Origin of the sequence: Desulfofundulus sp. (assembly GCF_049701015.1) — a bacterium.
GTDB lineage: Bacteria > Bacillota > Desulfotomaculia > Desulfotomaculales > Desulfovirgulaceae > Desulfofundulus.
In genome coordinates this window covers 1-1,845 of the sequence record NZ_JBNATZ010000426.1, presented here as the reverse complement: position 1 = coordinate 1,845, position 1,845 = coordinate 1, and the positions used below count along the sequence as shown (strand labels likewise).

Genomic DNA, 1,845 nt, shown 5'->3' with positions numbered 1-1,845 from the left:
TATATTTGACACTTGAAAATGACTGCTTGACGCTATTCCAGCTCGTAGGGCCAGCCCTGCAGGCCTCCTTCCACGAACTTAACGTCTTCAAAGCCGGCTCCGCTTAAAATACGCATCGCTTCATAGGCCCGCACGCCCAGGGCGCAAAGGGTAACAATTTCCTTGTCCCGGGGAATTTCATCAATGCGGCGGCGCAGATCACCCAGGGTTACCAGCATCACCCGTTCGTCTTCGATGTGCCGGTAGTTGAACTGTTCGGGTGTACGCACATCCAGCAGGATAAAATCATCTCCCCGGTCCAGCTTTTCCTTGAGCTCCCGGGCGGTAATAGTTCGGGCCAGGCCATCCAGCTTATTGCGGACAATGTTGGCCCCGTGCTGAACCGGATCGATGGGCGTATTGAAGGGTGGGGCATAACCCAGATCCACATCGAACAGGTCATCCACCGTAGACCCGAAATTCAAAGCCGTAGCTACCACGTCAATGCGTTTAATCGCGTCACCGCCACCAATTGCCTGGGCACCCAGTAATTTGCGGGTCTTTTTATCCACTACCAGTTTAATAAGCAGGTTGTCGTGACCGGGGTAATAATGGGTGCGGTCGTGGGTAGCGTTGAGCGCAGTAATTACATCGTAACCCAGTTCCCGGGCCTGCTGCTCACCCAGTCCCGTGCGGCCCACGTTCCAGCCCATTACTTTAAGGACCGCCGTACCCAGCACTCCCTTGAACCTGCTCTTCCGGCCGGCGACGTTGTCTCCAACCACCCGGCCCTGGCGGTTGGCAGTGGAAGCCAGGGGAATGTACACCTTGCGTCCGGAAACAAGGTGCAGGTTTTCCACGCAGTCCCCGACAGCGTAGATATCCGGGTCGCTGGTCTGGAGGTATTCGTTGACCGCAATAGCTCCCGTCTCACCGATCAGGAGACCGGCAGCCCGGGCCAGCTCTACATTGGGTCTTACTCCCACAGCCACAATAACCAGGCCGGCATCCAGGGTACCTCCATCAGTCACCACCCGGCAAACCCGGCCCTCTTCATCTCCCTCGAGCCTTAAAACCTTTTTACCCAGGTGGAATTCCACGCCTTCCTCTTCCAGGCGGAATGCCAGCAAGGCCGCCAGATCGGGATCCAGCACTCCGGGCAAAATCTGCTCCCTGAGTTCCACCACCGAGACAAAGATCTTCCGCCTGAGCAGAGCCTCCATGGCCTCCATACCGATCAGGCCCGCTCCCACGATTACCGCTTCACTGACCTCATCCAGCCGTTCAACAATCTGGAGGGCGTCATCAGGGTGATTGAGCCGGTGAACGCCTTTTAAGTCCAGGCCGGGTATGGGAGGAACCACCGGGTTGGACCCCGTAGCTAACACCAGCTTGTCATAAGGGATAGTCCAGGTCTCCCCGGTATCCAGGCTGGTTACCGTTACTTCTTTCTTCTGGCGGTCAATGGCTCTGGCCTCGGTACGGGTCAGAACTTTAACCCCTTTTTCGTTCATAAAATAGTGCTTGTCCCTGATCACTCCGTAAGCTGTACTGAACAACTGGTTGAAATCCTTAATTTGACCGCCGACATAAAAGGGCATGCCACATCCGGCATAAGAAATAAGGCTGCCCCGTTCAATGATGGTGATTTCGGCATCCGGCATAAGCCGCCGGGCACGGGCCGCCACCTTGGGGCCGGCCGCCACACCACCAATAATGACAATTCTGTCCATGGTGTTACCGCCTCCCTTGAAATCTCTGGCCTATTGTAAACCTGCCTCCAGCCGGAAGTCAAGGGGTATTGTTGACACCGATAAAGTCAACACACTGTAGGAAATTTTCTAACCCCACCGATTTTACCAACAA

The 1,845-nt window shown here is 55.5% G+C and carries 1 protein-coding gene; it reads right to left on the bottom strand.

Going from position 1 to position 1,845, the window contains the following annotated elements:
* Window positions 1-32 precede the first annotated feature (32 nt).
* Window positions 33-1,712 carry an FAD-dependent oxidoreductase gene (locus tag ACPLUI_RS15145; protein WP_424661070.1) on the bottom strand — a complete coding sequence of 560 codons (1,680 nt, stop codon included), beginning with the start codon at window positions 1,710-1,712 and terminating at the stop codon, window positions 33-35.
* Window positions 1,713-1,845 lie beyond the last annotated feature (133 nt).